General features: G+C 64.8%; 23 protein-coding genes, 1 tRNA gene and 1 pseudogene. 10 read left to right on the forward strand and 15 right to left on the reverse strand.

The annotated features are described in order from the left end of the window. Entirely contained in the window at positions 1-3,390 is a 3,390-nt protein-coding gene (locus tag RSD66_RS08120; RefSeq protein ID WP_415289579.1) for a response regulator, read from the reverse strand. Positions 3,391-3,596: 206 nt separating this feature from the next. Between RSD66_RS08120 and RSD66_RS08125 the strand changes: the two genes are divergently transcribed. Further along, on the forward strand, positions 3,597-4,145 hold the full coding sequence (locus RSD66_RS08125; RefSeq protein ID WP_024352909.1) for a hypothetical protein: 549 nt from the start codon (positions 3,597-3,599) through the stop codon (positions 4,143-4,145). On the opposite strand, the gene tgt is transcribed toward RSD66_RS08125, so the two are convergent. The 4 genes from tgt to queA form a co-directional block, all read right to left on the reverse strand. Further along, the gene (gene tgt, locus RSD66_RS08130) at positions 4,142-5,257 is read right to left on the reverse strand and encodes a tRNA guanosine(34) transglycosylase Tgt (RefSeq protein WP_415289580.1); all 1,116 of its coding nucleotides are present in this window, start codon (positions 5,255-5,257) and stop codon (positions 4,142-4,144) included. The genes RSD66_RS08125 and tgt overlap by 4 nt on opposite strands. A gap of 103 nt (positions 5,258-5,360) precedes the next feature. After that, a complete protein-coding gene (locus tag RSD66_RS08135; protein WP_415287241.1) occupies positions 5,361-5,828 on the reverse strand; it encodes a hypothetical protein in 468 nt (155 codons plus the stop codon). Beyond that, positions 5,825-6,241 carry a hypothetical protein gene (locus RSD66_RS08140; RefSeq protein WP_415287242.1) on the reverse strand — a complete coding sequence of 139 codons (417 nt, stop codon included), beginning with the start codon at positions 6,239-6,241 and terminating at the stop codon, positions 5,825-5,827. The genes RSD66_RS08135 and RSD66_RS08140 overlap by 4 nt, the downstream gene beginning before the upstream one ends. Before the next feature lie 23 nt (positions 6,242-6,264). Continuing rightward, positions 6,265-7,350, reverse strand: coding sequence for a tRNA preQ1(34) S-adenosylmethionine ribosyltransferase-isomerase QueA (gene queA, locus RSD66_RS08145; protein WP_415289581.1), 1,086 nt, complete (start codon positions 7,348-7,350; stop codon positions 6,265-6,267). Positions 7,351-7,464: 114 nt separating this feature from the next. On the opposite strand from queA, the gene RSD66_RS08150 reads away from it, so the two are divergent. From RSD66_RS08150 to RSD66_RS08160, 3 genes are all read left to right on the forward strand, one after another. Next, the gene (locus tag RSD66_RS08150) at positions 7,465-7,923 is read left to right on the forward strand and encodes a MaoC family dehydratase (protein ID WP_415287244.1); all 459 of its coding nucleotides are present in this window, start codon (positions 7,465-7,467) and stop codon (positions 7,921-7,923) included. A 667-nt stretch (positions 7,924-8,590) separates the two neighbouring features. Next, positions 8,591-10,273: a lysine--tRNA ligase gene (locus RSD66_RS08155; protein WP_415287245.1), complete on the forward strand. Its 1,683-nt coding sequence runs from the start codon at positions 8,591-8,593 to the stop codon at positions 10,271-10,273. A gap of 298 nt (positions 10,274-10,571) precedes the next feature. After that, positions 10,572-11,051 carry an SH3 domain-containing protein gene (locus tag RSD66_RS08160; RefSeq protein WP_003168192.1) on the forward strand — a complete coding sequence of 160 codons (480 nt, stop codon included), beginning with the start codon at positions 10,572-10,574 and terminating at the stop codon, positions 11,049-11,051. A 62-nt stretch (positions 11,052-11,113) separates the two neighbouring features. Here the strand turns inward: RSD66_RS08160 and RSD66_RS08165 are convergent, their stop codons facing one another. The 5 genes from RSD66_RS08165 to RSD66_RS08185 form a co-directional block, all read right to left on the reverse strand. Beyond that, positions 11,114-11,749 carry a S24 family peptidase gene (locus RSD66_RS08165; RefSeq protein ID WP_415287246.1) on the reverse strand — a complete coding sequence of 212 codons (636 nt, stop codon included), beginning with the start codon at positions 11,747-11,749 and terminating at the stop codon, positions 11,114-11,116. A gap of 41 nt (positions 11,750-11,790) precedes the next feature. Beyond that, on the reverse strand, positions 11,791-12,225 hold the full coding sequence (locus RSD66_RS08170; protein WP_024352901.1) for a hypothetical protein: 435 nt from the start codon (positions 12,223-12,225) through the stop codon (positions 11,791-11,793). An 89-nt stretch (positions 12,226-12,314) separates the two neighbouring features. Beyond that, positions 12,315-12,650 (reverse strand): hypothetical protein, encoded by a 336-nt coding sequence (locus tag RSD66_RS08175; protein ID WP_003168195.1) that lies wholly within the window; start codon positions 12,648-12,650, stop codon positions 12,315-12,317. A gap of 115 nt (positions 12,651-12,765) precedes the next feature. Further along, positions 12,766-13,170, reverse strand: a complete 405-nt coding sequence (locus tag RSD66_RS08180; RefSeq protein WP_024352900.1) for a PaaI family thioesterase — start codon at positions 13,168-13,170, stop codon at positions 12,766-12,768. Next, positions 13,167-13,646 carry a PaaI family thioesterase gene (locus tag RSD66_RS08185; protein ID WP_415287247.1) on the reverse strand — a complete coding sequence of 160 codons (480 nt, stop codon included), beginning with the start codon at positions 13,644-13,646 and terminating at the stop codon, positions 13,167-13,169. Before RSD66_RS08185 ends, RSD66_RS08180 begins: the two co-directional genes overlap by 4 nt. A gap of 72 nt (positions 13,647-13,718) precedes the next feature. Between RSD66_RS08185 and RSD66_RS08190 the strand changes: the two genes are divergently transcribed. Next, positions 13,719-14,756, forward strand: coding sequence for a ligase-associated DNA damage response exonuclease (locus RSD66_RS08190; RefSeq protein ID WP_415287248.1), 1,038 nt, complete (start codon positions 13,719-13,721; stop codon positions 14,754-14,756). A gap of 7 nt (positions 14,757-14,763) precedes the next feature. Here RSD66_RS08190 and RSD66_RS08195 read toward each other — a convergent pair whose 3' ends face one another. Continuing rightward, positions 14,764-16,350 carry a response regulator gene (locus tag RSD66_RS08195; protein ID WP_024352897.1) on the reverse strand — a complete coding sequence of 529 codons (1,587 nt, stop codon included), beginning with the start codon at positions 16,348-16,350 and terminating at the stop codon, positions 14,764-14,766. Positions 16,351-16,549: 199 nt separating this feature from the next. Between RSD66_RS08195 and queC the strand changes: the two genes are divergently transcribed. Together queC and queE are read left to right on the forward strand one after the other, a co-directional pair. Then, entirely contained in the window at positions 16,550-17,266 is a 717-nt protein-coding gene (gene queC / locus RSD66_RS08200; protein ID WP_029673141.1) for a 7-cyano-7-deazaguanine synthase QueC, read from the forward strand. Further along, the gene (queE, locus tag RSD66_RS08205) at positions 17,263-17,898 is read left to right on the forward strand and encodes a 7-carboxy-7-deazaguanine synthase (protein WP_415287249.1); all 636 of its coding nucleotides are present in this window, start codon (positions 17,263-17,265) and stop codon (positions 17,896-17,898) included. Before queC ends, queE begins: the two co-directional genes overlap by 4 nt. A 4-nt stretch (positions 17,899-17,902) precedes the next feature. On the opposite strand, the gene RSD66_RS08210 is transcribed toward queE, so the two are convergent. The 3 genes from RSD66_RS08210 to RSD66_RS08220 all read right to left on the reverse strand — a co-directional run bounded on the left by RSD66_RS08210 (position 17,903) and on the right by RSD66_RS08220 (position 19,912). After that, positions 17,903-18,169 (reverse strand): hypothetical protein, encoded by a 267-nt coding sequence (locus RSD66_RS08210; protein WP_415287251.1) that lies wholly within the window; start codon positions 18,167-18,169, stop codon positions 17,903-17,905. Between the two features lie 96 nt (positions 18,170-18,265). Then, positions 18,266-19,222 carry an RcnB family protein gene (locus tag RSD66_RS08215; protein WP_415287253.1) on the reverse strand — a complete coding sequence of 319 codons (957 nt, stop codon included), beginning with the start codon at positions 19,220-19,222 and terminating at the stop codon, positions 18,266-18,268. Positions 19,223-19,375: 153 nt separating this feature from the next. Continuing rightward, positions 19,376-19,912 (reverse strand): RcnB family protein, encoded by a 537-nt coding sequence (locus RSD66_RS08220; protein ID WP_024352891.1) that lies wholly within the window; start codon positions 19,910-19,912, stop codon positions 19,376-19,378. A gap of 191 nt (positions 19,913-20,103) precedes the next feature. Here RSD66_RS08220 and RSD66_RS08225 point away from each other — a divergent pair, with 191 nt between their 5' ends. The 3 genes from RSD66_RS08225 to RSD66_RS08235 all read left to right on the forward strand — a co-directional run bounded on the left by RSD66_RS08225 (position 20,104) and on the right by RSD66_RS08235 (position 20,899). Beyond that, a complete protein-coding gene (locus RSD66_RS08225; protein WP_003168207.1) occupies positions 20,104-20,406 on the forward strand; it encodes a hypothetical protein in 303 nt (100 codons plus the stop codon). 92 nt (positions 20,407-20,498) lie between these two features. Further along, positions 20,499-20,804 carry an ETC complex I subunit gene (locus tag RSD66_RS08230; protein WP_415287255.1) on the forward strand — a complete coding sequence of 102 codons (306 nt, stop codon included), beginning with the start codon at positions 20,499-20,501 and terminating at the stop codon, positions 20,802-20,804. 18 nt (positions 20,805-20,822) lie between these two features. Continuing rightward, positions 20,823-20,899, forward strand: a tRNA-Arg gene (locus RSD66_RS08235). On the opposite strand, the pseudogene metC reads toward RSD66_RS08235, so the two are convergent. Beyond that, positions 20,858-22,053, reverse strand: a pseudogene (gene metC, locus RSD66_RS08240) (cystathionine beta-lyase). The gene RSD66_RS08235 and the pseudogene metC overlap by 42 nt on opposite strands. Positions 22,054-22,257 lie beyond the last annotated feature (204 nt).

Here is a 22,257-nt window from a genome sequence, read left to right on the forward strand (position 1 = left end):
TCAGCGGGGCATCCAGACGCGCACCAGGGACAGCAGCTTGTCTACGTCCAGCGGCTTGGCCATATAGTCATTGGCCCCGGCCGCCATACAGCGTTCCTGATCGTCCGGCATGGCCTTGGCCGTCAGCATCAGCACCGGCAAGGTCTTCCAGCGCGGGTCTTTTCTCAGCTCGCGGGTCGCCGTCAGACCGTCCATGACCGGCATCATCACATCCATCAGCACCAGATCGACCGCCTGGGACGGATCGGTAGAAGACCGATCCAACGCCTCCAGCGCCTCCTTGCCGTTGCGGGCGATCTCGACCAGGGCGCCGCGCGGTTCGAGCACATTGGTCAGCGAATAGACGTTCCGCACGTCGTCCTCGACAATCAGAATGCGGCGGCCTTCCAGCACGGCGTCGCGGTTGCGGGCCTTGCGGATCATCTTCTGCTGCTCTGGCGGCAGTTCCGCCACGACCTGGTGCAGGAACAGGGAAACTTCGTCCAGAAGCCGTTCCGGCGATTTGGCGCCCTTGATGATGATGGAGCTGGAGTAGCGGCGCAGTTGTTGCTCATGATCGGGCGACAGGTCCCGGCCCGTATAGACGATGACCGGCGGGAAGCTGTGGCCGGTGTCGCGGCTGAGGGTCTCCAGAAGGGAGAAGCCCGAGGCGTCCGGCAGCGTCAGGTCCAGCACCATGCAGTCGAAAGTCTGGCTCTTGAGTTGCTCCAGACACTCTGCGGCGGTGCCGACGCCCACCGTTTCGACGTCGCCGGAGCTCAGCAGGCGGCTGACCGCATCGCGCTGAACCAGGTCGTCTTCGACGATAAGGACGCGCCGGACGGTGCGGGTCAGCTTTTCCTCCAGGTTGCGCAGGACCTCGGCGAGGTCCTCCCGCTTCACCGGCTTGATCAGATAGCCGATCGCGCCCAGCGAAAGGGCGGTCTGGCTGTGGTCCTCGCCCGAGACGACGTGAATGGGGATGTGGCGGGTGTCGTCGTCGCGCTTCAGTTCGTCCAGAACGGTAAGGCCGGACTGGTCGGGCAGGCCGATGTCCAGCACGACGGCGCTGGGGCGATGGCGTTTGGCCAGTTTCAGGGCTTCCTCAGCGGTGCCGGCCACAATGCACTGGAAGCCGAGTTCGCGCGACAGGTCGCGCACGATGGCGGCGAACCGGCCGTCGTCCTCGACCACGAGCAGCAGCCGCCTGTTTCCACCGAGGTTGTCCCGATCGTCCTCAACGTTCGCGGACACGGGGCGAGGCTCAGCCGACCTCGGGTTCGCCGCCGCTGGAGCTGGGGCGACGGGCGAGGCCGCGACCGCAGTCTCACGCGAGGCCACCCGTGCGGCGTCATAGGCGCGTGGCAGGACAAGGGTGAAGACGCTGCCTTCGCCGACATGGCTTTTCAGTTCGATCCGACCGCCCAGAAGCCGCGCCAGTTCGCGTGAGATCGACAGTCCCAGGCCTGTTCCCCCGTATTTGCGGCTGATGGTGCCGTCCGCCTGCTGGAAGGCCTCGAAGACGCCCTTCTGCTGGTCGGGGGAAATGCCGATGCCGGTGTCGGAGACGGCGAACGCGATCTCGTCGTCGGGCAGGGCGGATATGCCCAGTTTGACCAGGCCGCTTTCGGTGAATTTGAAGGCGTTGGACAGCAGGTTCTTGAGAATCTGCTCAAGCCGTTGACGGTCTGTCTCCATCAGATCGAGGTCCGTATCCACCTCGATCTCGAACGGCAGGCCGCGATCGTCGGCGATGGGCTGGAAGGTCTGGCGAATGTCTCCGGCCAGCCGCTGCATCGAGACGGCTTCCGGGCGCGCCTGGATGTGGCCGGCCTCGATCTTGGACAGATCCAGGATATCGTTGATCAGGGTCAGAAGGTCGTTCCCCGATGACTGGATGGTTCGGGCGTAGTTGACCTGTTCCTCTGACAAGCTCCCCTCGGGATTGTCCGCCAGCAGCTTGGACAGGATCAGCAGAGAGTTCAGCGGCGTCCGCAGTTCGTGGGACATATTGGCCAGGAAGTCGGACTTGTACTGGCTGGCCTGTTCCAGTTCGCGGGCCTTCAGCGTCAGGGCGGCGGCGCCGCGTTCCAGGTCATCGCGCTGTGTCTCCAGCATCTGCGCCTGTTCTTCCAGCTGGCTGTTGGTCTGTTCCAACTCGGCCTGCTGCTGTTCGAGGCGGAACTGGGATTCCTTGAGCGCCCGACCCTGTTCCTCCAACTCTTCGTTGGAGACGCGCAGTTCCTCGCTCTGGACCTGAAGCTCTTCGGCCTGACGCTGGGTTTCCTCCAGCATATTTTGCAATTGGGCGCGATAGCGGGCCGAGCGCAGGGCGGCGCCGATGGCGGGGCCTACCTCTTCGAGCAGGGTCGTCAACTGCTCGTCCGGAGCGTGCAGGAAGCCCAGTTCCAGCACCGCGTTGACGGCGCCGTCCGCCTGGGCCGGAGAGATGATCAGATGCCTGGGCTTATCGCGGCCCAGGGCCGATCCTATGGTCAGATAGCCGTCCGGCACGTCGGATACGCGCAGAGCCTGGCCATCAGCCGCGACCTGACCCAGCAGGCCTTCACGCAGGCCGAAACGATCTGGAATGGCCGCGTCGGACGGAACGCCCAGCGCGGCGATGCGGCGATATTGGCCGCCTTCGCCCTTGAACAGAGCGGCCGCCTGCACCCCGGCGTAGCGGCCGAGATAGGCAAGGATGCTGTCGCCCAACTGTTCAAGGGACTGATCGCCCATCATAGCTTCCGCCAGGCCCACCTGTCCCTTGTTCAGCCATTCCTGGCGCGCACGATCGCGCGCGCTGTGTCGGATCAGGTTGAAGATCACGATCGTCAGAACGGCGCCCAGCAGACCCGACAGGAGGCCGCTGCCCAGCGCCGTTCGATAGGCGGCGTTCATGGCGGCGATGCGCTGTTCGCGCACGCGCTGCTCTTCGGCGCGCATCAAGCCGATACGGGCGCGAACAGCGTCCATGACGCGCTTGCCTTCGTCCGTTCCCATCCGCGCCAGAGCAGCCTGCATCCCCTCGACCCGGCGGGTCTGGAGCGTTGCGTCCAGTTCGGTCATCTTGGCGTCGAGAAGGCGACGCAACTCAGTCAGATGGGCCTGCTGGCTCGGGTTGTCGCGCGTCAGATGCGCCAGGTCGCCCAGTCGCCGGTTCAGATCACCCGTCGCGGCCTCATAGGGCTGAAGATATCGGATGTCGCCGGTCAACAGATAGCCGCGCTGGCCCGTTTCGGCATCCTGCGCGGCGGACAGGATGTCTTCGACCGCGACGATCACCTCATGCGTATGGATGATCTGTTGATTATTGGTTCGCAACACCTCGACGTTACGCCAGGCCAGAACCCCGGTCCCGAGAAAGAACGCGAGAACCAGCGCCAGTCCTACCGTCGCAAGGCTTTCCATCTTCGAGCCCGCTGACGGACGGCTTGGCGGCTTCATCGTGTTGTGATCCCTGTGAACTCAGGCGCGCCCGCTCTCGGCGCGACTGAACATCACTACTACCCTACGATGGATTCGCCGCACAGGTTTTCCGCCATGTGACCCGGATGAAGGGTGGCTTCATTCCATCGACTTGGCTTGCGGTTGCATGTCGTGATTTAACACCGGCTATGCGCTCTTTGATTTTACCTGCTGTCGCGGTTTCCCTTGTCCTTTCCGGCTGTAACGCGGGGGCCTCCGCGCGCGGAGGAGCCGAGCAGGTCGGAGCCGGACTGGGCGACGCCGTCACCGCGCCGCTGGAAGACCTGAACCTGCGACGCGATGAAATCCCGACCATTCTGCTGCAGGCGGAAGCCAATCCCTATGACCTGCGCAACCTGAATAACTGCCGCACGATCGGGGCCGAGATCGCCCGTCTGGACGAGGCCTTGGGGCCTGACACGGACGCGCCGCCGTCGCAGGACGGTTCCTACATGAGCGAGCGGGCCGCCGATGCGGCGGCGGGGGCGACGCTTGATGCTGTTCGCGGGACGGTGACCGACTTCATCCCCGCCCGCAGTTGGGTGCGGCGCCTGACCGGCGCCGATGCGCACAGCAAGCACGTCCAGTCGGCGATTCAGGCCGGCCTGCGTCGCCGCTCCTTCCTGAAGGGCGTGGGAATGCAGCGAAACTGTGCGCCTCCGGCGGCCCCGGCCGGCTTCGTTCCGCGTCGAGGCTAGGCTTTCAGGTGCCGCGCGCGAAAGTCGCGGCGGAACTGTTCGAACCTGCCCTCGGCGATGGCCGCGCGCATGGCGGCCGTCAGCGCCTGGAAGAAGGCGATGTTGTGCCAGCTCAGCAGAATCTTGCCGAGGATCTCGTCGGCGCGGATCAGGTGATGCAGGTAAGCCTTTGAATAGTCCTGCGACGCGGGGCAGGGGACCTCTGCATCCAGCGGGTCCTGATCCTCGGCGAAGCGGGCGTTCTTGAGGTTCAGCGGGCCGTCCCAGGTCCAGGCCTGGCCGTGACGCCCGGCGCGCGTGGGCAGGACGCAGTCGAACATGTCCACGCCGCGATAGACCGCCTCGACCAGATCGATCGGCTTGCCGACGCCCATCAAATAGCGCGGCCGGTCCTTGGGTAGAAACTCGGGCGCATAATCCAGCACCTCGCACATGGCGTCATGGCCTTCGCCGACGGCCAGACCGCCGATGGCGTAGCCGTCGAAGCCGATCTCCTGCAGGCGTTCCGAGGACTCGCGGCGCAGGTTTTCAAACGTCGAGCCCTGCTGGATGCCGAACAGGGCTTGCGCATCCCGCGTCCCGAAGGCGGTCTTGGAGCGCTGGGCCCAGCGCGCCGACAACTCCATGCCCTCTCGGGCGCGCTGTTCCTCGGCGGGCCAGGCGACGCATTCGTCCAACTGCATGACGATGTCGGCGCCCAGACGGTCGGCCTGAATCTGAATCGAGCGTTCGGGCGTCAGGACGTGTTTGGAGCCGTCGATGTGGCTGGAGAAGGTGACGGCCTCCTCGGTCAGCTTGGAGATGCCCGACAGACTCATGACCTGGAAGCCGCCGGAGTCCGTCAGGATCGGCTTGTCCCAGCGCATGAAGTTATGCAGGCCGCCCAGACGCTCCATCCGCTCCGGCCCCGGCCGCAGCATCAGGTGATAGGTGTTGCCCAGAATGATGTCCGCGCCAGTCTGTTTGACCTGATCCAGGGTCATGGCTTTGACCGTGGCGGCGGTGCCGACGGGCATGAAGGCGGGGGTGCGGATGTCGCCGCGCGTGGTCTTCAGCACGCCGGTGCGGGCCCGACCTTCGGTGGCGGAAATTTCAAACGGGAAAGGCAACAGAGACTCCGCTCATGTCCGCAGGGCGGGCGATGTGAATTCGGGACTGCTCAAACACGGAACAGTCGGCTTGTCACCTCGCCTGCTTCATACGAGGGGTGAAGGGTCAGCGCAGACGTTCCAGCATTTGCGCCCGCTGCAGATCCTTGGGCCGCCCGAACAGGCGGCAGGTTTCGATCTGTTCTGTGATCGAAGGGGTGAAGACGGTGAAGTCCTCGACCGCGACCGGGATGCGCGTCGAAAAGGAGACGGGGGTCCATTCGCCGCCTGCCCGCACATCCATCGCCGCCATGACGTCCAGCGGAACAGGCGTTGTCAGAATCTGGCCGAACACCTGGGAACGGAACAGACCCTCGCCGGGATCATCGACCACCTGACCGTGCAGGCTTTCGATCAGGCGACGCGCGTCACGCGGGCTGCACATGATGTCGATGTCGGGCGCGCGCCAGTCGCGCAGGCCCCAAAGCATCATGGCGGCCCCGCCGAATACCCACCACGGGTCCTGAAGTTCGCGCGCCGCTGAGACGAGGATGTCCAGAGAGGCGGAGAAGTCGTCGGGCAGATCGTCAGTCATGCGTCCTTGGTGGAGGCTTGAGTGGGAGATTGAGGTCGTTTCGCTGTCAACTCAAACAAGCCCCAGATGAAGAGGGGTGCGGAAAGAAGACCGGAAAAAATAAAAACCAAAATCTGGTGGCGGCTGGAAAAATATGGAAGCCATCTTTCCAAAGCGAAGCATATGGCCGCATGCGGCCCAAAGAATAACAGCAGCCACCATCCATTCTTGCCGCGAGCTTTTAGTCGTTCATGGGCAAACGCTACGACGACGTAAATACAGACAAGTCCGATGAAGAGAGAGGCTGCCCCGTTGATCCAACCCGGTAAAATTCGAAGGCCGAATGCATAGCTTAAGGGAATGAGCGACAGCCAAGCGAGGGTTTTTTGCCACGCCTTTGAGAGCACTTTCTCTAGATCGATATTGAACGTCATAGCATGTCGGCCATCTTGCCTGTTTAATCGCGGAACAGCAGGCTCCCGTCGCCATAAGAATAGAAGCGGTAACCATTGTCGATGGCGTGGGCGTATGCGGCCTTCATCGTCTCCAGTCCGGCGAAGGCGCTGACCAGCATGAACAGCGTCGATTTCGGCAGGTGGAAGTTGGTCATCAGCACGTCGCAGGCGCGGAAGCGATAGCCCGGCGTGATGAAGATGGCCGTGTCGCCGTGGAAGGGCTGGACCACGCCGTTCTCGCTGGCAGCGCTCTCCAGCAGGCGAAGCGAGGTGGTGCCGACGCAGACGATGCGCCCGCCCGCCGCGCGCACGGCGTTCAGGGCGGCGGCGGTCTCGGCTGAGACCTCGCCCCACTCGGAGTGCATCCTGTGATCGGCGGTGTCATCCGCCTTGACCGGCAGGAAGGTGCCCGCCCCGACGTGCAGGGTCACGGCATGGGTCGTCACGCCGCGCGCCCGGATGGCGTCCAGCAGGGCGGGGGTGAAGTGCAGGCCCGCCGTCGGCGCCGCGACCGAGCCGTCATGCTCGGCGAAGACGGTCTGATAGTCCTTCAGATCCTGTTCGTCCTCGGCTCGCTTGGCCGCGATATAGGGGGGCAAAGGCATGACCCCGACCTCGCGGATGGCGTCGTCCAGCACAGGACCGGCCAGATCGAAGCGCAGGGTGACGAGACCGTCCTCGCCCTTGGCGGTGATCTCGGCGTCGACCTGGCCCAGGAAGCAGGCGTTGTCCTCCTCGCGCCCGAAGCGCACCCGGTCGCCGACCTTCAGCCGTTTGCCGGGCTTCATGAAGGCGCTCCACACATCGGGTGCGTCGCGGTGGTGCAGGGTGGCCTCGACCGGCACGGACAGGAGCTCGCCTTCCGGTCCGGTGCGATGGCGCACGCCCGACAGACGGGCCGGGATCACGCGGGTGTCGTTGAAGACCAGGGCGTCGCCAGGTTGCAGGAAATCGGGCAGGTCACGGATCATCCGGTCCTGAAGCTCGCCGCCCTTTACGATCAGCAGGCGAGCTGAGTCGCGCGGGTCGGCGGGGCGCAGGGCGATGCACGCCTCGGGCAGGTCGAAGTCGAAATCGGATGTCCGCATGGGGCGGGGAATGCTCACGCCCCGCCTTTGCGGTCAAGCGAGGCGCAGCCGAAAGTCGACTGGCGAAATTCGGCCCAGCCGCTATGTCAGGCGCAGCCAATGGGAGTTGAGTGCATGACCGACCGCTATCTGGACGACCTGACCGTCGGCGAAAGCTGGGACAGCGAACCCTTCACGATCACGGAGGATGAGATCATCGCATTCGCGACCGAGTTCGACCCCCAGCCCATGCATGTCGACAAGGCGGCGGCCGAGGCGGGACGGTTCGGCGGCCTGATCGCCAGCGGCTGGCACGTCTGCTCGCGCGTCATGCGCCAGTTCGTGAACGAAGCCTATTTCGGCAAGACGCCCCTGCTGGGCATGAATGTCGACGCCCTGTGGTGGGTGCGGCCGGTGCGCCCCGGCGACACCCTGACGGTGCGCCGCGAGATCATCGATATCCGCCCGTCGAAGAGCCAGCCCGATCGCGGCGTCGTGCGCACCAAGACGACGGTGATCAATCAGGACGGCGATCTGGCCATGAGCTTCGAGAACCAGATGCAACTGCCGAGGAACGCCGAAGCGCGACTCTGAATTTGGTTTGGCAAGGTGTGGTGGCTGATGCCGTGATGCGGCAGCTATCAATGGCTGGAGATGCCCGCACTTGGTTATTTCAGGCGAGACAACCCCAGTGACCGAGCGGCGCTTGCTCCATTCACTGTGGCGCTCGCTGGAAATCGAAGGTCATTACAGACCACGCGCGCGAGGAAATCCCAAGTTTGTTCAGGTTCTATAGGCTTGGCTGTTTCTATGGGGAACGAAACAATCCAGTCGCCATGCGGACCAAACGCATTGATTGATATCTGTTGATAGGTCCATGCCGAGCAATCGATCTTTAGTTCTGTCGTGTCTTGATCGATTGTCCCATTTGGGCTGGGGATGGCGTTTGCGTAAACTCGGTAATTTGTGACTAGAACGATATCGTCAGAGCGCGTGCGAGAATTCTCTACGATGAAATTTGCAGCTGTGCTGTTACCCGCGAACAAGGTGAAAGGGCCTTGGGGTAGTTGCCTGTTTGACGCCGTGGCGATTGAGGCGCCAGCCATAGCCACAAGGAAGGCCGCAAGGCTCGGAAACGTGAAGCGCATGGGGTGACTCTGCATTGGGGCTCTAAATCTTCGCTCCGCTGAATAGCTCAAGGCTATCAGAGTTTCCAATGAGGTCGTTGACCTTGCTCGCTCAAGGCGTCAAAGCCCGGTGCATGCTACAGAACCTCGAAACCCTGTCCCGTGAGGCCCGTTCGTGGCCGTTTGAGCAAGCGCGCAACCTGCTGGCCCACGTGCTCAAAAAACGGCTGTCTGACGCGGAGCGCGACGCCGCGAAACTGCTGATCGACGCGGGCAAGACGGACGAGGCTCTGGCGACTTTCGAGGCGCTGAACAAGCCGGTGATCCTGGAGACGGGTTATGGCCCGTCGGGTCTGCCGCACATGGGCACCTTCGGCGAGGTGGCGCGCACGACCATGGTGCGCAACGCGTTTCGCGCCCTGACTGGCGATCACTGGGCCACGCGCCTGATCGCCTTCAGCGACGACATGGACGGCCTGCGCAAGGTACCGGAGGGCATCCCCAACCCGGAGATGCTGCGCGAAGACCTGCATCTGCCGCTGACCAAGGTGCGCGATCCGTTCGGCACGCACGACAGCTTCGGCGCGCACAATAACGCCCGCCTGCGCGCCTTCCTCGACAGCTTCGGCTTCGATTATGAGTTCATGTCCTCGACCGAGACCTATCGGTCGGGTCGGTTCGATACGGCCCTGCTGACCATGCTGGAGCGTTTCGACAAGGTCATGGGCATCATGTTGCCGACCCTGGGCGAAGAGCGCCGGGCCACCTATTCGCCCTTCCTGCCCATCAGCCCGATCACCGGCCATGTGCTGCAGGTGCCGACGCTGGAACGCAACGTCGAGAAGGGCACGATCGTCTTCGTCGATCCCGCCAAGGGCGAGGATGGCGGCCGCACCGAGGTTCCCGTAACCGGCGGTCATGTGAAGCTGCAGTGGAAGCCCGACTGGGCCATGCGCTGGACGGCGCTGGATGTCGACTATGAGATGTCGGGCAAGGACCTGATCGAGAGCGTGCGCGAGTCGTCCAAGCTGTGCCGCGCCATCGGCGGCGTTCCGCCTGAGGGCTTCAACTACGAGCTCTTCCTCGACATCGAAGGGAAGAAGATCTCCAAGTCCAAGGGCAACGGCCTGACCATGGAGGACTGGCTGCGCTACGGCACGCCCGAGAGCCTGAGCTGGTACATGTTCCAGTCGCCGAAGTCGGCCAAGAGCCTGCACTTCAACGTCATTCCGCGCGCGACGGACGACTATCTGTCCTTCATCGAGCAGTACAAGACGCAGGAACCGGCCAAGCGGATGGACAACGCCGTGTGGCACATCCACTCGGGCCAGCCGCCTGAGAGCGCCTCGCCGGTGTCGTTCGCCCTGCTGCTGAATCTGGTCGGCGTGGCCAACGCCTCGACCAAGGACCAACTGTGGGCCTATTTCGCCAAATATCTGCCTGACGCCACGCCGGATAACGAGCCCGTGCTGGATCGGCTGATGGGCTATGCGCTGAACTATTACGAGGACTTCGTGAAGCCCTCGAAGACCTATCGTCTGCCCGACGACAAGGAGACGGCGGCGCTGCTCGATCTGGCGGAGCGTCTCAAGGCTCTGCCCGCTGATACCACTGACGGCGAGGTCATTCAGGGCGAGGTCTACGCCGTGGGCAAGGCGCATGAGTTCGAGCCGCTGCGGGCCTGGTTCCAGGCGCTGTATGAGGTGTTGCTGGGTGCGTCGCAGGGGCCGCGCTTCGGGTCGTTCGCGGCCATCTATGGCCTGCCGCAGACGATCGCCCTGCTTGAATCTGGTGCAAACGGCGAACTGGCCGCCTGACCCTGACCGTTATCCCGGCCGAAGCCGCAAGGCGTAGAGCCGGGACCGCCCGGAGCACGACGGGCAGCGTTTCCTGCGGTCCCGGATAACGGCTTCGCCGTTTCCGGGATGACGGCGGGGGGCGCCAACGGGCCTCAAGTAGCCCGAAGGGCGGTAGGCCCACTGATCATGGCCTCAAGCAGCGCGAAGGGCGGTAGGCCCCCTAAACATGAACACAACATAACGGCGAGGCAGGGGGAGCCTTCAGCTTCGCCGGTGCATTCTCTCTTCATCGACAACTCGATGACAGGAGAGACAGATGTCGAAGATGTTCAAGGCGGGTCTGGCCGCCACCGCCATGTTCGCCGCCCTGGGTTCCGCCGCCGTGCCGATGAGCGCCGCCGCCATGCCGCAGGCCAACGGCGTCACCAACTGCGACGCCCCCGGTGGTCGCCAGCAGGCGGGCGCCGCGATCGGCGCCGTTCTGGGCGGCCTGGCCGGCAGCCAGGTTTCCAAGAATGAGCGCGCGCTTGGCGCGGTGGTCGGCGCTGGCGCCGGCGCTGCGGCGGGCTCCTATATCGGCTGTAACCAGCAACGTGCGCGGTCGGCCAATCAGGCGGGCGCCAATTCCTACCGCGCGACCTCCAACCTGCGCATTCGCACGGGCCCGGGCGCCAACTATCGCCAGACCGGCAGCCTGTCGGCCGGTCAGCCCTTCACCGCCATCGGCTCGCAGGGCGAGTGGGTCCAGATCGCCGGCGGCGGTTGGGTGAACGCCCACTACGTCGCGCCGAACTGATCGATTTTCTCCCCCGCATCGATCAGAGCGAAGGCCGTCCCGAAAGGGGCGGCCTTTGTGCTTTACTGGCTGACCCAAAGGATACGCGCCATCCAGAGGAGCTGATCGCGCGCAATGGTGCGCGGCGGATACTCGGGGTTGATGGAGGCCAGGACGATGTCTCGCACGCCGAGCGCGGCGGCCTCTTTCGCCAGTGTTTCGCCGCTTCGGGTGCGCAAGGCCACGCGATCGCCCCGCCGAATGTCCGTGGCGTCCAGATCGACAATCACCCGGTCGCCGGGGCGATACAGGGGCGCCATCGAGTCGCCCTCGATCCGCAGACTGAACAGGCTGTCCTTCCGCGTCGGCAGATCCGTCTGCTCCCAGCCTTCAGCTAAGGGCAGGCCCGCGTCGTCGAAGAAGCCTTGGTCGCCTGCGCGCGCCAGGCCGAGCAGGGGGATGGGCAGGGTGCGCGGCCCGGCGTCGTCTGCCAGATCCGCGAACTCGCCCAGGCTGAGGCCCGTCGATTGCAATACGCGCATCAGGCTTTCGGTGGAGGGCCATCTCGGCCGCGTAGGCGCGCCGGGGCCAAACCGCTTTGACGGATTGAAGCTGGTGGGGTCCAGTCCTGCACGGCGCGCCAGTCCGGAGGCCGACAGGCCCTCACGGCGCGCCAGCGCATCAATCGCGTTCCATATCTGCGTGTGTGACAGGGGCATGTGCAACCCTATCATGCCAGGCTGAGTATAGGAATATTAGCCTATTCGGTATCCTGGCCGACGGCTCGACGCTCCTGCCAGGCCAAAAAGGCGCCGACGGCGATTGCGATCATGATGCCGTAGGCCGTCATGTTCAGCACGGTGTAGAAGGCGGAAACCGTCGGCTTCATCTTCATGAAAACCATGACATGGCTGGCGACGGTCAATAATTGAAGCGCACTGGCCCAGACGGGCCAGGAACGAGGCGACTTCCACACCAGTGCGACGAAAACGCCCAGAACAACCAGGTCAATCACGAACATCGGCCACTGGACGCCAGCATAGCCGATGTAGTTCTGGGTCAGGATCGATAAAAACCACGCCAGAAGCATCGTCGCAGCGCCGATCCGTTCGGGTTTCCCACCCTTGGCGAGCGCGAACAGCCCTATGGCGAGCATGATCGTCATGCCGATGTACTCGGACATGAAGCTGAACATGAAAAACCCCCTCCGCCGTGAGCGAAGGGGGTATCATGTCACCGAAGCGCGGAAAACGCATCCAACACTATGGCTTGGTTAGATTAAATTCACGCAACCCGCAGGTGGCCCATCGGGCGGTCGTCCCACTCGTCGGGCTTGGCCACGGGGCCGGCGGCGTAGACGCCGTAGCCCATGCGGCGATGGTCTTTGGCCATTTCGTTGTGGCTGGCGACGATGGCTTCGCGCGCGGCGCTGAGGGCGGCGATGGCTTCCATCGCCTTGGCTTGCGAAACCGTTCCCGCAACAGCGGACACGTTGAGCGCGGAACGGGCGCCGATCATCGACTGCACGAGGGCGGTCGCTTGCACGATCGCGTCGTCGATCGCCTTTTCAGCAGAGTGCAGATCGCCGGCGACGGCGGCGATGACTTCGTTGCGTTGCATAGCTTACCCCTCATCTAATGAACGATGGGCAATAGTTAACACGCGTTAACGACCTTCGGTAGTGTTTTGTTTACCATTTTTTACGTTGCAGGAGAGGCGCTGCCGAGATTCGGCTTCAGCCTGAGGTGGCTTCATCCAGCAGGAAGTGAGCGGTTAGACTGGCGATCGGCTGGGCATGGTTTTCCTGCCAGGCTTCGGCGATGACATAGGCCACCCGGCGTCCCGCGCGGTTGATGCGGGCGCGGGCGTACACGTCCACGGGCTTGCCGGACCGGAGATAGGCCACTGTTACATTGATCGGGCGCGGCAGGCGCAGGCCGGGATAGGTGAGGGCGACCTGAGCCATAGCCGTCATCTCCAGCAGGGCGGCCGTCGAACCGCCATGCAGGGCGGGCAGTAGCGGGTTGCCGATCAGCCTGTCGTCAAACGGCATGGTGACGGTGATTTCATCACCGTTCACCTGTGTCTGGAGGCCGAGAAAGCGGGCGTAGGGCAGGGTGTCCAGCAGGGCGGCGGTCATGCGGCGTCCTTGGCTCTACGGGGTTTCAGGTTGGCGCCGGTGCGGCTGTCGCCTTCGGCGCTGACCATATAGGCGGACTGGGCGGCCGCGACGGGGTCGGCAGGATCATCCTCGAACGCCCAGGCCCGCACGAAAGCCAGATTGCGCGTCAGGCGGTAACAGCGAGCCTCGGCCAGCAGGTCGCGTCCTGGCTGGGCGGCGCGCATGTAATCGACCCTGAGGTCCAGCGTCGCGATGGGCCGGAACGCATCCAGGGCCGCCCAGACCGCCAGGCCGCCCGCATGATCCAACAGGGTGGTGACCAGCCCGCCCGCCAGCACGCCCGTCTCGGGGTCGCCGACGAGATCGTCGCGATAGGGCACGCGCATCCGCACCCGATCACCCTCCAGCCCTTCATAGGCAAAGCCCAGGGCGTGGGTATGGGCGGCGCCTGAGGCCAGTTGCGGCAGCAGGGTGGTAAGGAACGATTCCGTCATCAAGGCGTCCTTTGTGAGCGTCGCCTTTGGTCGCCCGCCCGAGGTTGTCTTGTCCAGCCACACTGTGAACCGATGATGCGTCCTCAGGATCTTTTGCGGCCTACGCCGGCAGGTCTCTATTGCCCGCCCGGAGATTTCTATGTCGATCCGGTGCGTCCGGTGGACCGGGCGGTGATCACGCATGGGCATTCGGACCATGCGCGCGCCGGACATGGGGCGGTGCTGGCGACGCCTGAGACCCTGGCGATCATGGCGGTGCGGTACGGCGTGGATTTCGCCGGGCGGACGCAGGCGGCGGGCTATGGCGAAACGACAACCATCGGAGGCGTCGAGGTGCGACTGATCCCGGCCGGACATGTTCTGGGTTCGGCGCAGGCGGTCGTCAGTCAGAGCGGCCTGATCATGACGGTATCAGGCGACTATAAACGCCGCCGCGATCCGACCTGCGCTCCGTTTGAGGCGACGCCTTGCCATGTCTTCATTTCAGAGGCGACGTTTGGCCTGCCGGTCTTCGTTCATCCGCCGGACACAGAAGAGATTCAGCGGCTTGTGTCCTCTCTGGCGCAGTTTCCCGAGCGGGCGCACCTGGTCGGCGCCTATGCGCTGGGCAAGGCGCAGCGCATCATACGACTGTTGCGTGAAGCGGGTTGGGAACGGCCCATCTATGTCCACGGCGCGCTGGAGCGGCTGAATGACCTCTATCAGGCTTCAGGCGTCCCGCTAGGCCCGCTGGCGCCTGCAATGGGGCTGAAGGCCGGAGCCTTGGGCGGCGAGGTGGTCATTGCGCCGCCGTCGGCCATTCAGGATCGCTGGGCGCGCAGGTTCGCCGAGCCGATCGCGGCGTTTGCATCGGGCTGGATGGGCGTTCGCGCCCGCGCCCGGCAGCGCGGCGTCGAACTGCCGCTGGTGATTTCCGACCATGCCGACTGGCCAGAACTGACGCGGACGTTCGAAGAGATCGCGCCGGAAGAAGTCTGGATCACGCACGGCAGGGAGGAGGGCCTGCTGCGTTGGTGCGAACTGAAGGAGATGCGTGCGCGCGCCTTGCGTCTTGTCGGCTATGACGAAGAAGGCGAAGGCGAGCAGAACGTGCTGGAGGACGCCGGCTAAACCGGCATCAGGCGGCGCCGCGATCCTTGCGGGCGACGTTCTGCTCAGCGGGATCAAGGGCCGTGTTCATCGCCAGGCGCAGTCGTTCAGGCTTGATGGGTTTTTCGACCACGGCCGCCATTCCTGCCGCCAGATAGCCCTTGGCGTCGTCCGGATCGGCGTTGGCGGTGAGGGCGATGATGGGAATCTGGCTGGCGGGTCCTGCCAGGGCGCGGATTGCGCGCGTGGCGCCGACGCCGTCCAGGCGGGGCATCTTGATGTCCATCAGGATCAGATCGAACGGCCGTGTCTGCACGGCTTCGACAGCTTCCTGGCCGTCCTCGACAGTTTCCGAGGTGCAGCCGAACATCTCGCACAGGGCCTGGGCCACGACGCGGTTGGTCGCATTGTCGTCGGCGATGAGGATGTGCGGCTGGGCCTGCAGGTGCAGATGCTCCAGGTCCGCGATGTTGGATGGCGTTTCCTGCTCCATCAAGGCGATGGGAGCTTCGATTTCAAAGGCGAAGGTCGCGCCCCGACCGGCGTTGTGCTCCGCGCGCAGCTTGCCAGCCATGTATTGAACCAGACGGCGGCTGACCATCAGTCCCAGGTCGCCGTCCTGTTCGGCCGCGTCGTCGAACCGGGCCGGGTCGGCCGCGCCGTCGTCGCGGACGCGGGCCTCGATCACCACCTGATCGCCTCGAGCCTGAGCCTTCAGGCTGGCTTCGACCATGCCGTGACGCGCATTGCCCAGGGCGGCGCCGATCAGGTTGTTGAACACCTGCTTCAGGCGCTCGGCGTCCAGCATGGCCGCCAGTTCGGTGTCGCCCTCATACCCGACCATCAGGGTCACGCCATCCTGGGCGGCGCGCGGAGACCAATGGGTCTGAAGCTGGTCCATCAGGGTGCGTAGCGGCGTAGGCGCCGGAGACAACTGCAGCTCTCCCGCCTCGGCACGAGCCAGGTCCAGCGCGTCGTGCAGGTCGCCCAAGAGGTCTTCGGCCGATTCCATGATGGTGCGAGCGTGCGCCTTGGCCGCTTCATTCAGCGGCTGTCGATACAGGAGTTCCGCGACGGCGAGCACGCCGTTCATGGAGGTGCTCAGCTCGCGATTGAGCAGGCCCATGAAGCGGCTCTTCTCACGGGCGGCGGTCTGCATGGCGTGATCGGCGTCAACGGCGGCGCGGGCCTGTTCTGCCAGACGCTGGTTTTCATGCCTCTGCTGCTCGTTGACGGCGCGCAGCAGGGCCACGGCCGTACCGACGCCGCGATAGGCGCCGTTGCGGGTTACGATAAAGCCGCGCATCAGCGCGCCGGGACCGCTTTTCAGGATGATGTCGGCGAAGGCGTCGATGCGAACGCCCGCCTCGACCACCGCCGGTTCCGGGTCCATCAGGTGAGAGACCTCGCGCCCGCCGTACAGGCTGACGCCCAGCGGACCGGCCAGCTTCATCAGGAAGTCGCTGCGCTCGATCAGGCCGACCGGGCGGTCGCCGTCCACGACAGCAATCGCCAGGGTATCCGGCTCCCGCTCGAAACGCGCAAAGACCTCTCCTGTCTTGGCAGAAGGGGGGACGGGCTCCGCCCTGTCGGTCAGCACTTCGATGGTCGGCATTCGGCCGGACTCCTACTAAGGCGATTTTACATTCGCTTATGATTGTTTGCTGAACCGTTAAGCCGGGTCCGCAAAATTACGGCGGCTGGTTTGTTTTGCGGCGCGGGCGGGTCTGGTCTATGGTTCTTGACCACCCATCTTCCTGATCCTGGAACGTCTTCTGGATGCGCGCGGCCGACCGGCCGACCGCAGGTTTGTCATGAGCGAAATCGACCCCCACCCCACAACCTCCGCCCTGGTTCTCTTTTCCGGAGGGCAGGACAGCGCCACCTGTCTGGCCTGGGCGCTGGAGCGGTTTGATCGGGTGGAGACCGTCGGTTTCGACTATGGCCAGCGCCATGCGGTTGAGATGCAGGCGCGCCAGGCGGTGCGACGCGAGGTGATCAAGGCTCTGCCGCAATGGGCGGACAGACTGGGCGATGATCATGTGGTCGATCTGACGGGCTTCGGCGCCATCGGCGAGACGGCCATGACCACCGAGCGCGCCATTGAGGCCGACGCGCGCGGCCTGCCCAACACCTTCGTTCCGGGACGCAATCTGATCTTTCTGGTCGCGGCGGCGGCGCTGGCCGACCGACGCGGGCTGGAAGTATTGATCGGCGGCATGTGCGAGACGGACTATTCAGGCTATCCGGATTGTCGCAACGACACCATTCAGGCCACGGCCCGCGCCCTGTCACTGGGGCTGGACAAGTCGGTGCCGGTTGAGACGCCGCTGATGTTCCTGACCAAGGCGCAGACGTGGGAACTGGCCGAGCGGATCGGCGGCCGCGTTCTGGTCGAGGCGATCATCGAGTTCAGCCATACCTGCTATCTGGGCGACCGGACGCAGCGTCACGCCTGGGGGTATGGCTGCGGAGCCTGCCCGGCCTGCGAACTGCGCGCGGCGGGCTATGCCGAATGGGCGGCTGCATGACCTATTCGGCCAAGGAAGTCTTCCTGACGGTGCAGGGCGAGGGTGGGCAGGCGGGCCGCCCGGCGGTCTTCCTGCGCTTCGCCGGATGCAATCTGTGGAGCGGGCAGGAGCGGGATCGCGCTGCCGCCGTCTGCACCTTCTGCGACACCGATTTCGTCGGCGTGGACGGCGATGGCGGCGGCAAGTTCAAGACCGCTGACCTGATGGCCGATCATGTCGCGAGGATGTGGCGCGGTCGCGAGGGCGACCCCAAGCTGGCGGTCTGCACCGGCGGCGAGCCTTTGATGCAGTTGGACGCGCCACTGATCGACGCCCTGCACGCGCGGGGGTTCCAGATCGCCATCGAAAGCAACGGCACGCTGGCGGCGCCGGAGGGGATCGACTGGATCTGCATCAGCCCCAAGGCCGACGCATCCGTGGTTCAGACCACGGGTCAGGAACTGAAACTGGTCTTTCCTCAGCCGCTGGCCATGCCCGACCGGTTCGAGCACCTCGATTTCGAGCATTTCTGGCTTCAGCCTATGGACGGGCCCGATCAGGCCGCCAATACGGCGGCCGCCATTGAATACTGCCTGACTCATCCGAAATGGCGGCTCAGCGTTCAGACGCACAAATATATCGGGGTGCGGTAGGCCCTCAACAGTCCTTGCCGCGCTTCTGCCTCTGTTCGCAGCGGCGTTGTTCACGCTCCCATGCGCGCTGTTCGCGTTCGCGCTTGGCCCTGGTTTCCTCATCCGATGTGGTGACGGCGTCGAAGCCCGCGCCCACGGCGGCTCCCGTCACCTTGGCCGCGCCGCCGACCACAGCGGCCCCTGCGCCGACGACGGCGCCCGCGACGCAGCCCTGAAGCATCAGAGCTGTGGTCAGGCAGAGGGCGAGAATGGGCAGGGGCCTGATCATCATGGGAGCAGTCTGCCTACGCGGGCCGCGCATGTCAGCGTGTAAAAAAGAGAGACCCCGGAGATCGCTCTCCGGGGTCTCTTGCCAGGAGCCTGTCGCTTACCAGCTCCAGGCGTCGCGGACGACTTCGATGATGTAGCCGTCGTATTCGTCGATCAGATAGATCGCATTGTCGACATAGACCCACCGCGTCCCCGGAGGCGGATAGCCCAGGCCATAGGTGCGCCAGTCATTCACCTGATAGCGCCAGAAGATATCCGGCAGGTATTGGCCGACGTAATACTGGCGGTTCCAATAGGTGCGCGGCACGCTGTAGTAGCCGTAGCCCGGTGCGAAATAGAAGCCGACGCGCACGCCGCTCCAGCCTCGGAAGCGAGAGTCGTTTCGCCACCAGTCGCTGCGATGACGACGGTCCCAGTCACGGCGCCACTGGTCCCGGTTCCAGCGATTGTGGAACTCGCGATAGTCCCTGTCCCGGTTCCAGCCGGGACGATCCGGCCGGTGTGGACGGTTGGCGTCGGGGCGGCCAGGCCGGTTCCAGTCAGGACGGTTCGGCCGGTTGGAGTCCGGACGATTCGGGCGGTTCCAATCCGGACGGTCCGGACGATTTGCGCCGGGACGATTGGGGCGGTCTGGCCGATCGGGGCGCCCAGGCTGGTTCGGTTGATTCCAGTCGGGACGGTTCGGCCGGTCTGGGCGATCGGGACGCTGTCCTTCTGGACGATCCGGGCGGTTGGGTCGTTGATGATCGGGGCGCTCGCCGCCAGGCCGCTGCGGACGCTGGGCGTCCGGCCGCGCTTCAGGCCGAGATTGGTTGGGACGCGGCTGATCGGGACGAGGCTGGGCGTTCTGGCGCGGCGCTTCCTGGCGCTCTCGCGGCCTTATGGCCATGTCGCCGCGATCAGGTTGCGGCGCAGCGCGTCGTTCAGAGCGGCGTGGGCCGTCCTCGCGGGTCTGGGCGCGTTGAGGCCGTTCCTGGGCCAGGGCCGACAGAGGTGCTGCGGCGGGCACGAGGAAGGCGGAAACCGCCGCGAACATGAGAAGAGAACGTTTCATGGTCAGAATCCTCGCACGCCCAGATTGGGCGGCTTGATCGGAAAATAGACGCCGGGGCATGAACTGCGGCTGAACGAAGATCGCAGAGCGTTGTCATGAAAAAGCCCCGCAAGACAGACGCTTGCGGGGCCAGTCGACTGCACGAGCGCAGGTTTAATAGACGTTGTTCATCACGCTGGCGATCAGGCCGGTGGCGACCGCGATCATCAGGATGTCATTGCCGGCGTGGACGTAGCGGTAACCGCGCGGCGCCGGACGCAGGCCATAGAAATAGGGGTCGCTGACATAGTAGCTGCGATACGCTGGCGGCAGGTATCCGCCCGTGCGCCAGCGATAACCGTAATAACGCGGCTCGACCCGATAATAGCCGTGGCCCGGTGCATACCAATAGCCGTTGCGCGCGCCGCGATAATCGCGGAATTCGGGGCGTCCGCGCCACCAGTTGCGGTTGTCGCGGCTCCAGCGGTCCTGGCGGCGCTGATCCTGACGCCAGTCGCGATGATCCGAGCGGCGATCCTGGCGCCAGTCCCGGCGGTCGTCGCGGCGATCCTGACGCCAGTCGCGACGGTCGTCACGACGGTCCTGCCGCCACTCACGGCGATCATGACGATCCTGGGCCTGCGCCATCATGGGAGCGGCCGTGGTCGCCAGCGCCAGGGCGATGACGGCGGCCTTGGTCAGGCGGTTCATGTTAAACTCCATGCAAAGCGGCGAAACCCTGTCTGGGCCTAACTTCGGCGGCGGCGAATGAACGGCGTCTGAACCGGCCTGTTAGCCTCGCGTCTGCAAGGGCGGGCGCGTTAACGCTAATTTCAAACCGCGGGTATTTGAATGCGTGTCCGAGAGCGGCGCAGAACGTGCTTCTCAGGAGGAACCTAGCGATGAACGCCCATGATACGGCGCGCGAACAGACCGACTACGCGCCCTTGCCCCTGCCCACGCCGGATATGGACGGCGATGCGCTGTTCCGGTTGGGCCTGGCCTATTCGTCCGGCCTGGACGGATGTCCGATCGATCGGGTGTCGGCCCATATGATCTTCAATCTGGCGGCCATGAAGGGCTCGCTCGAGGCGAAGGGGTATCGCCGCGATCTCAGTCAGGAGATGGAGCACGACGAGATCGCTGAGGCCCAGCGCGCCGCGCGTCGCTGGATCGACGCCGGTTCATCGTCTCTGGCGGCCTGATTTCAAGCGGACTGAGACGGCTTCGGCGTCTGGACCGGGCGGCGACGGCGGGGTATGCACCCGGCAAGTTCTCCGTCCGAAGGATTCCGTCCATGCTCGCTCGCATCTATCGCCCGGCCAAGACCGCGATGCAGTCCGGCAAGGCCAAGACGTGCGACTGGCGTCTGGAGTTCGAGCCCGCCTCGGCCCGCACCATCGATCCTCTGATGGGCTGGACCAGCTCGACCGACATGAACGGCCAGGTCCGCCTGAGCTTCGACACCAAGGAAGAGGCGATCGAATACGCCGAACGCCACGGCATCGCCTTCCGCCTGCATGAGCCGAACGAGGCGCCGGTCATCATCAAGGCCTACGCCGACAACTTCGCGACCGATCGCAAGCAGTCCTGGACCCACTAAGGTCTGCCGCGGCCCCTGGCGCCCATAGCTCAACCGGATAGAGCACCCGCCTTCTAAGCGGACGGTTGCAGGTTCGAGTCCTGCTGGGCGCGCCACGCCGCCAATCCACGCGTCAGATCGGCGATCAGATCGGCGGGATCCTCCAACCCTATATGCAGGCGCAACAACTGGCCGGGCAGGTCGGGCGCGTGCTGCCGATACGCCAGCTGTGGGGTTTCGTGGGTGATAAGGCTCTCGAAGCCGCCCCAGGAATAGCCCATGCCGAACAGGCTGAGGGCGCGCATGAAGGCGTGGGCCGCCGCCTTTTCGCCGCCCTTCATGACCACGCCCATCAGGGAAGCCGCGCCGTCGAAATCCCTGCGCCAAAGCGTGTGCCCGACTGAGCCGGGCAGGGGCGGGTACAGGACGCGGGCCACCTCGGGCTGGTCCTGAAGCCATTGCGCGACGCGCAGGGCGGCGCGCGCCTGGGCCTCATAGCGCAGCGGCAGGGTGCGCAGCCCGCGCAGCGCCAGCCAGGCGTCGTCTGGCGAGACGTGCCAGCCCATGTCCTCGATGATGTTGTTGATGGCCCGGATGATCTCAGGCGCCTGCGCCGCCACGCCGCCCATCAGCAGGTCGGAATGGCCTCCCGCATACTTCGTCAGGGCCTGAACGCTGACATCCACGCCGTGGGCCAGCGGGCGGAAGGCCAGACCGGCCGCCCAGGTGTTGTCCATCACCGTCAGCACGCCACGCGCCCTGCAGGCCGCCGCTACGGCTGGCACGTCCATCATGTCGAAGGTGAGAGAGCCGGGCGCTTCGATCAGCAACACCCGCGTGCGCTCATTTGCCTGATCCATCACTTCCTCGACAGACGCCCCGGCCGGGTGAAAGCGCGCGGCGACGCCTCTGTCGGCCATATGGCGCGTCAGAAACCGCCGTGTGGGGCCATAGACGGCTTCGGTCGTCAGCACTTCGTCGCCGGGGCGAAGAAGGGCTGTGAGAGGCACGGTGACGGCCGCCAGGCCGGACGCGGAACCAGAAAGACCTCGCTCGCCCCCTCCAGGTCGGCCAGGGCCGCCCGCAGTTCACGCGCCGCGCTAGTCCCGTCCAGCCCATAGACGGGACCGTCTCTGGGATCCTGCATCGCCGCCGGGTCGTCGCTCAGCATGGTGGAGGCGCGTTCAATCGGCGGATTGACGGGACGGCGACCCAGACCGCGTCGCGTGGCGCCGGCGACCAGTCGCGTGCGGTCCGATAGCTTCGGCATATGACCTCCGGCGGATTGTGCTCCAGGCGTCAGAGTGGCGGTCGCCGACGCGTCGGGCAAGATTTCACCAGCCAGGAAAATGCTCTTTGGGCCTGGGCGAGGTCGCTCAGAAGTCTCAAGCCCGCTTTCGTTGTCGTTCGCGCGACAGTTGACCTTAGGCGGATGCAGGCGGGGGGCAGCAGTTTAAGATTGATTCTGATAATC

Origin of the sequence: Brevundimonas sp. S1H14, assembly GCF_047716865.1 — a bacterium.
In the GTDB taxonomy this organism is placed as follows: domain Bacteria; phylum Pseudomonadota; class Alphaproteobacteria; order Caulobacterales; family Caulobacteraceae; genus Brevundimonas; species Brevundimonas naejangsanensis.

Bases quoted from the DNA above. Each gene is read 5' to 3' on its own strand.
- RSD66_RS08190 (WP_415287248.1), top strand. From the start codon at position 13,719: ATGATGCGTCCTCAGGATCTTTTGCGGCCTACGCCGGCAGGTCTCTAT.
- RSD66_RS08180 (WP_024352900.1), bottom strand. From the start codon at position 13,170: ATGACCGCCGCCCTGCTGGACACCCTGCCCTACGCCCGCTTTCTCGGC.
- RSD66_RS08170 (WP_024352901.1), bottom strand. From the start codon at position 12,225: ATGTTCAGCTTCATGTCCGAGTACATCGGCATGACGATCATGCTCGCC.
- RSD66_RS08125 (WP_024352909.1), top strand. From the start codon at position 3,597: ATGCGCTCTTTGATTTTACCTGCTGTCGCGGTTTCCCTTGTCCTTTCC.
- RSD66_RS08195 (WP_024352897.1), bottom strand. From the start codon at position 16,350: ATGCCGACCATCGAAGTGCTGACCGACAGGGCGGAGCCCGTCCCCCCT.
- queE (WP_415287249.1), top strand. From the start codon at position 17,263: ATGACCTATTCGGCCAAGGAAGTCTTCCTGACGGTGCAGGGCGAGGGT.
- RSD66_RS08230 (WP_415287255.1), top strand. From the start codon at position 20,499: ATGCTCGCTCGCATCTATCGCCCGGCCAAGACCGCGATGCAGTCCGGC.
- queC (WP_029673141.1), top strand. From the start codon at position 16,550: ATGAGCGAAATCGACCCCCACCCCACAACCTCCGCCCTGGTTCTCTTT.
- RSD66_RS08215 (WP_415287253.1), bottom strand. From the start codon at position 19,222: ATGAAACGTTCTCTTCTCATGTTCGCGGCGGTTTCCGCCTTCCTCGTG.
- RSD66_RS08220 (WP_024352891.1), bottom strand. From the start codon at position 19,912: ATGAACCGCCTGACCAAGGCCGCCGTCATCGCCCTGGCGCTGGCGACC.
- RSD66_RS08175 (WP_003168195.1), bottom strand. From the start codon at position 12,650: ATGCAACGCAACGAAGTCATCGCCGCCGTCGCCGGCGATCTGCACTCT.
- RSD66_RS08135 (WP_415287241.1), bottom strand. From the start codon at position 5,828: ATGACTGACGATCTGCCCGACGACTTCTCCGCCTCTCTGGACATCCTC.
- queA (WP_415289581.1), bottom strand. From the start codon at position 7,350: ATGCGGACATCCGATTTCGACTTCGACCTGCCCGAGGCGTGCATCGCC.
- RSD66_RS08150 (WP_415287244.1), top strand. From the start codon at position 7,465: ATGACCGACCGCTATCTGGACGACCTGACCGTCGGCGAAAGCTGGGAC.
- RSD66_RS08160 (WP_003168192.1), top strand. From the start codon at position 10,572: ATGTCGAAGATGTTCAAGGCGGGTCTGGCCGCCACCGCCATGTTCGCC.
- RSD66_RS08185 (WP_415287247.1), bottom strand. From the start codon at position 13,646: ATGACGGAATCGTTCCTTACCACCCTGCTGCCGCAACTGGCCTCAGGC.
- RSD66_RS08225 (WP_003168207.1), top strand. From the start codon at position 20,104: ATGAACGCCCATGATACGGCGCGCGAACAGACCGACTACGCGCCCTTG.
- RSD66_RS08120 (WP_415289579.1), bottom strand. From the start codon at position 3,390: ATGGAAAGCCTTGCGACGGTAGGACTGGCGCTGGTTCTCGCGTTCTTT.
- RSD66_RS08210 (WP_415287251.1), bottom strand. From the start codon at position 18,169: ATGATGATCAGGCCCCTGCCCATTCTCGCCCTCTGCCTGACCACAGCT.
- RSD66_RS08140 (WP_415287242.1), bottom strand. From the start codon at position 6,241: ATGACGTTCAATATCGATCTAGAGAAAGTGCTCTCAAAGGCGTGGCAA.
- RSD66_RS08165 (WP_415287246.1), bottom strand. From the start codon at position 11,749: ATGCCCCTGTCACACACGCAGATATGGAACGCGATTGATGCGCTGGCG.
- RSD66_RS08155 (WP_415287245.1), top strand. From the start codon at position 8,591: ATGCTACAGAACCTCGAAACCCTGTCCCGTGAGGCCCGTTCGTGGCCG.